The sequence below is a fragment of the Stenotrophomonas sp. GD03958 genome (genome assembly GCF_029839005.1).
Taxonomy (GTDB): domain Bacteria; phylum Pseudomonadota; class Gammaproteobacteria; order Xanthomonadales; family Xanthomonadaceae; genus Stenotrophomonas; species Stenotrophomonas hibiscicola.
The window spans coordinates 1-5,804 of sequence record NZ_JAOBZT010000122.1; the positions used below are offsets into that span (position 1 = coordinate 1).

Consider the following 5,804-nt stretch of genomic DNA (forward strand, 5'->3'; position numbering starts at 1 on the left):
TCAACAGTCCTCAATCATGGCGAACTGTTGCGACGAGCGCGGCAATGCGGCAACGCGCATGGGGCGCTGCGGGGCGCGCCCATCATCGATTCGGGCAGCTGCGCCTGCCCCGTGAGGCTTGCCCAGACCAGGGTGGTAGCCAGTACTCCTGCCAGGTACGCCACCGATACCGCGCCGATCACCAGACCCGCGGCATGCTCCAGCCACGGAAGCAATCGGCAACACCCCTGTGCCCGGCGCGGGTGGCTGCCAAGCCACGCCATCAGCAGGCCGAGCGACAGCGCGACGCCGGCCAGGCAGGCCACGTAAGCGGCCTTGGTATCCATGTCGGCAACGAGGCCGCTGACCAGGGCTGCAACCGCGAACTGCAGCGTCCAGTTGTTGATGCTGGCGAGCGCCAACAGGCATCCAGCCTCGGCATGCGGCCAACGGGAGCGGGCCGTCAGGCCCCAGGGCATCTGCAGGGAAAGCGGAGAGAGGGAGGTCAGCCCGGCGTCGCGCAGGCACATGCCCGCCAAGCGCAGCAGCAGCAGGCAGCCCGCGCACTCCATCGCCAGCGTCCACAGGCCGCGGTTTCCCAGCATGCCCGCCGCAACGAAGGCCATGGCGCAGATGATGCCCGTGCCGATGGCGATACCGAACGATGCGGCCACGGCGGCGTGCCCGCCAGCGCCCATCGCGGTGCGCAGGATCTTCGCGTGATTCGACGCAGGCAGGAGCATGGCGAAGCCGTACAGCACCGCGACGATGAAGAACTGCTGCACGAAAACCTGCCACCAAACTACAGAAAGTGCCGAGTGTGGGCTGCGGTGAATGCGCCGTATTGAACGCTATTGCGACAGGCGCGAATTACCGGCATCAGCCCAGCCACAGCGACAGGGCGATCCATAGCGCCAGCGCAATCATCAGGAGCCCTGCGGCCCGTTCCAGCGAGGGCAGGGCACGCGCGAATCGACCCAGCACCCATGGGTGGCCGACCAGCGCGGCAACCAGCAGATCCCATAGCAGGACGATGCCGAACATCCACGCGCCATAGAAGAACTTTGTTGCGGCGCTGGCCTGCGGACCATTGAGCATCGCCGCCAGCGTTGCGTAGAACAGCGCATTCTTCGGGTTTAGCAGCGCAGACAGGGCTCCCAGCCCAGCCGCCCTCCACCATCCGTGGGCACCACCCGCTGGCGATCCGTCGACAGCTTCAGGTGCCTGCAACGTCGTCGAACCCGCATGGCGCAGGAACAGCGTACCGAGGTACAGCAGGAACCCGCAGCCTGCCAATTGCACCGCAATGAACCCTGCGCTGCCTGGGCGCAGCATGGCCGTTCCGGTGAAAGCGGCCACGATGAAGACGCCATTGCCGACGGCGATGCCTGCGCAGGCACCACTGGCAGTGCGCCAGCCCGAGGTGATCGCGGTGCGTGCAACGAGGAAGAAGTCGGGGCCGGGTGAGAGCAGGGCGAGAAAATGTACGGTGGCAATGACCAGGAATTGTTCCATCGGGTCCGGCGGCGGCTGGCTGGGGCGCCAGTGTGGGGATGCGCCGCGCGACCGTATTGAACGTTGTTGCAGGCTCAGCGCCGGTACTGGCCCGGGGTCGCACCGGCGTGGGCCTTGAAGACCCGCTGGAAATGGCTCTGGTCGGCGAACCCCAATGCATGGGCGACCACGGCCAGTGCCTGCCCTTCGCACAGCCGCCGCCGGGCCTCCTGGATGCGCTGGTCGATCTGCCAGGCGTGCGGGGTCAGGCCCGTGGCACGCCGGAAGGCGCGGATCAGCTGGTAGCGGCTCATGCCTGCCAGCGATGCCAGCTCCTGCAGGGCCGGGGTGTGTTCGAGCCGCTGGCGCAGAACGTCCATCACCGGCTGCACCCGCTGCTGTAATGCGGCATCTTCAGGCGGGCCAGCGACGGCTACACCATCGTGTTCATCCAGATCGCCGACGAACGCGATCAGGGCCGCTTCCTTGACGCTGACCGGATCGTCGGAGAACAGCGTCTGGTTGAGCTGGCAGTACTGCTGGTAGCGCGGGCGATGGTTGGAAATCCGGATCGGTTCCTGCTGCCAGTCGGGTTCGGGCAGGTCGTCATACTCGGCGCGGACCTCGGCCATCCAGCGCGCGTCCAGATGCAGCATCTGGTAGCTCCAGACCTGGCCGGGCAGGGGGTTGCAGGCATGCACGCGGCCTGCAGGTACGCCGACCAGGCTGCCAGGCTGCAGCAGGCGCGGTCCTTCCGCGGCGCCGGTGAACAGGCTGCTGCCGGCGTCCACGGCGCCGATCGAGAAGGTGTCATGGCTGTGCGGGCGATGGCAGGCGCGGCTGTCGCACGCCCGTCGGCTTTCGACGAAGGGCATGCGCGGGTCACGCCAGAATTCGGTGGCAGAGCGCATGCAGCGGTTCCGGGATGCAGGGGGCAACGCCCGCATGGTGCCATGTTCGGGGCAGGGCACGTCGAGGGTGTCTGCGCGATAATGCCGCCATGAGCATCCAAGAGCTTTCCCCCGCGCAGGCACGCGAGCGCCTGGCCCATGGCGCGGTGCTGATCGATGTGCGCGAGGCGCACGAGCGGGCCGGCGGGATGGCCGAGGGCGCGCGCGGCGTGGCCAAGGGCGAGCTGCAGGCCGACCCGGCCGCACACCTGCCGCGGCACGACCAGGAGATCCTGCTGATCTGCCAGAGCGGCAAGCGCTCGGCCGATGCCGCGCAGTTCCTGCTGCAGGCCGGCTACACCCACGTCGCTTCCGTGACCGGCGGCACCGTGGCCTGGCGCGAGCAGTCGCTGCCGCTGGTGCAGCCGCTGGCCAGCGCTGCCGACCGTGATTTCTACGACCGTTATTCGCGCCACCTGCTGCTGCCGCAGGTGGGCGAGGCCGGCCAGCGCCGGCTGCAGCAATCACGCGTGCTGGTGCTGGGCGCGGGTGGGCTGGGCGCGCCGGTTGGCTTCTACCTGGCCGCGGCCGGGGTAGGGCACCTGCGCTTCGCCGACCACGACCGGGTGGAGCGCAGCAACCTGCACCGGCAGATCGTGCATACCGAAGCCAGCGTCGGCCAGCTCAAGGTCGATTCGGCGCGCGAGCGGCTGCTGGCGTTGAACCCCTCGATCGAGGTCGAGGCCGTGCCTGAGCGGGTCACCTCCGAGAACGTGGATGCGCTGCTGGAGGGCGTGGACGTGGTGCTGGATGGGTCGGACAACTTCCCGCTGCGCTACCTGCTCAACGACGCCTGCATCACGCATGCCAAGCCGTTGGTGTATGCCGCCATCGAGCGCTTTGATGGCCAGGTCAGCGTGTTTGACGCCGGCCGCCAGCGCGGCGTGGCGCCGTGCTACCGCTGCCTGTTCCCGGAGCCACCGCCGCCGGAGTTCGCGCCGAACTGTTCCGAGGCCGGTGTGCTGGGTGTACTGCCGGGATTGGCTGGTGTGCTGCAGGCCACCGAAGTGCTGAAGCTGCTGCTGGGCATCGGCGAGCCGCTGGTCGGCCGCCTACTGCGCTTCGACGCGCTGGGCATGCGCTTCCGCGAGACCGGCATCCGGCCGGACCCGCACTGCCCGGTGTGCGCGCCGGACGTGCCATTCCCGGGGTATATCGATTACGCCGCGTTCTGCCGGGGTGGGTGAGGCTGGCCGGGGATTCATCCACGCATGGCGTGGATCTACCGGGGCGCGGCGGTTGTGCGTCATCCCGCATGGCGTGGATCTACCGGGGCGCGGCGGTTGTGCGTCATCCCGCATGGCGTGGATCTACTGTAGAGCCGAGCCCATGCTCGGCTGCTTCTGGCCTCGGCACGAAGAGCAGCCGAGCGTGGGCTCGGCTCTACAGGTCATGGCGCCCACCCAAGCATGTGCATGGTTTCGGGATGATGCCGGGGGTCACTCGCTGCATCGTTCCACCTCCAAGACAATCCGGCGCAACATGCGTGCTATTGCCGTCATCGGCATTGCTCTATTGTTGAACCCGATTCTGGATCTTGGGGAACACACCGCATGGCGGTAGAAGCAGCGACCAGCGAGCTGGTCAAGGTCGTCGCCCTGCTGGGCGCGGCGGTGGTGATGGTGCCTTTGTTCCGCCGGGCCGGCCTGGGCTCGGTGCTGGGCTACTTCGCTGCCGGCCTGGCGATCGGACCGTTCGGGCTGGGCTGGTTCTCCGACCCGCAGGCGATCCTGCATACCGCCGAACTCGGCGTGGTGATGTTCCTGTTCGTGATCGGCCTGGAAATGCGGCCCTCGCACCTGTGGAGCCTACGCAAGGAAATCTTCGGGCTGGGCACGCTGCAGATCGTCACCTGTGCGCTGGTGCTGACCAGCATCGCCAAGCTGTTTGGCCTGCCGTGGCAGGTGGCCTTCATCGGCGCCACCGGTTTCGTGCTGACCTCCACTGCGGTGGTGATGCAGCTGCTGGCCGAACGCGGTGACATCGCGCTGCCGTCGGGGCAGAAGATCGTCTCCATCCTGCTGTTCGAAGACCTGCTGATCGTCCCGTTGCTGGCGCTGGTGGCCTGGATGGCGCCGGGCGCGGGCAGTGCCGATGGCGAGGGTTCGCGCTGGCTGTCGGTGGTGATCGGCGTCGGTGCCATCGTCGGCCTGGTGCTGGTCGGCCGCTTCCTGCTCAACCCGTTGTTCCGCGTACTGGCCGAATCGAAGGCGCGCGAGGTGATGACCGCCGCCGCGCTGCTGGTGGTGCTGGGTGCGGCGCTGCTGATGCAGCTGTCCGGCCTGTCGATGGCGATGGGCGCGTTCCTGGCCGGCGTGCTGCTGAGCGAATCGACCTTCCGCCACCAGATCGAGGCGGACATCGAGCCGTTCCGCGGCATCCTGCTGGGCCTGTTCTTCCTCAGCGTCGGCATGGCGCTGGACCTGGGCGTGGTGGCCGGCAACTGGCAGCTGATCCTCGGCCTGGTGCTGGCGCTGATGGCAGCCAAGGCGCTGTGCATCTACGTGGTCGCGCGCATCATGGGCAGCGACCACGCGCAGGCGCTGGACCGGGGCGTGCTGATGGCGCAGGGCGGCGAGTTCGCCTTCGTGCTGTTCTCGGCCGCCGCATCGGCCGGCGTGATCAACCTGGAGATCAATGCCAACTTCACCGCCGTGGTGGTGCTGTCGATGGCGCTGACCCCGCTGGTGGTGCTGCTCTACAAGCGCATCGCGCCGAAGCCGACGGTAAACATGGACGGCGTGGACGAGGCCGAGGGCCTGTCCGGCAGCGTGCTGCTGATCGGCTTCGGTCGCTTCGGCCAGGTCGCCAGCCAGTCGCTGCTGGCGCGCGACGTGGACGTGACCATCATCGACAACGATGTGGAGATGATCCAGAGCGCGGCGCGCTTCGGTTTCAAGATCTACTACGGCGACGGTACGCGACTGGACGTGCTGCATGCCTCCGGCGCGGCCACCGCACGTGCGATTGCGGTGTGCGTGGACAAGGCCGAAGCCGCCGACCGCATCGTCGAACTGGTGGCGCACGAGTTCCCGCAGGCCAAGCTCATGGTGCGCTCGTTCGACCGCGAGCATTCGCTGCGGCTGATTCATGCCGGTGTCGATTTCCAGATCCGCGAGACGTTTGAATCGGCGGTGCTGTTCGGCCAGGCTGCGCTGGTGGAGCTGGGTGCGGATGAGGACGACGCGGTGGAGATTGCCGAGCAGATCCGCCGCCGCGATGCCGAGCGATTTGAGCTGGAAATTGCCGGTGGTGGTTTGAATGCCGGAGCCAAGATGGTGTTCGGCAACTCCGGCCAGGGCGTGCCGACGCCGACGCCGTTCACCGCGCCGAAGCGGGAAAGCAAGACGTTGAACCCGCAGGACGTGCCGGAAGAGGAAG

General features: G+C 67.6%; 5 protein-coding genes. 2 read left to right on the plus strand and 3 right to left on the minus strand.

The window, feature by feature from the left end; translation table 11 throughout:
• Positions 1–14: 14 nt before the first annotated feature.
• The 3 genes from N5C25_RS20050 to N5C25_RS20060 form a co-directional block, all read right to left on the minus strand.
• Complete coding sequence (locus N5C25_RS20050) at positions 15–764, minus strand: lysine transporter LysE (RefSeq protein ID WP_279937749.1); 750 nt, start codon at positions 762–764, stop codon at positions 15–17.
• 94 nt (positions 765–858) lie between these two features.
• Entirely contained in the window at positions 859–1,494 is a 636-nt protein-coding gene (locus tag N5C25_RS20055) for a LysE family translocator (protein ID WP_279937750.1), read from the minus strand.
• 74 nt (positions 1,495–1,568) lie between these two features.
• Positions 1,569–2,384, minus strand: coding sequence for an AraC family transcriptional regulator (locus N5C25_RS20060; protein WP_279937751.1), 816 nt, complete (start codon positions 2,382–2,384; stop codon positions 1,569–1,571).
• Between the two features lie 89 nt (positions 2,385–2,473).
• Between N5C25_RS20060 and moeB the strand changes: the two genes are divergently transcribed.
• Together moeB and N5C25_RS20070 are read left to right on the plus strand one after the other, a co-directional pair.
• Positions 2,474–3,610 (plus strand): molybdopterin-synthase adenylyltransferase MoeB, encoded by a 1,137-nt coding sequence (moeB, locus tag N5C25_RS20065; protein WP_279937752.1) that lies wholly within the window; start codon positions 2,474–2,476, stop codon positions 3,608–3,610.
• A gap of 366 nt (positions 3,611–3,976) precedes the next feature.
• Positions 3,977–5,804: monovalent cation:proton antiporter-2 (CPA2) family protein (locus N5C25_RS20070; RefSeq protein ID WP_279937753.1), on the plus strand; the 1,828-nt coding region annotated here is incomplete at its 3' end.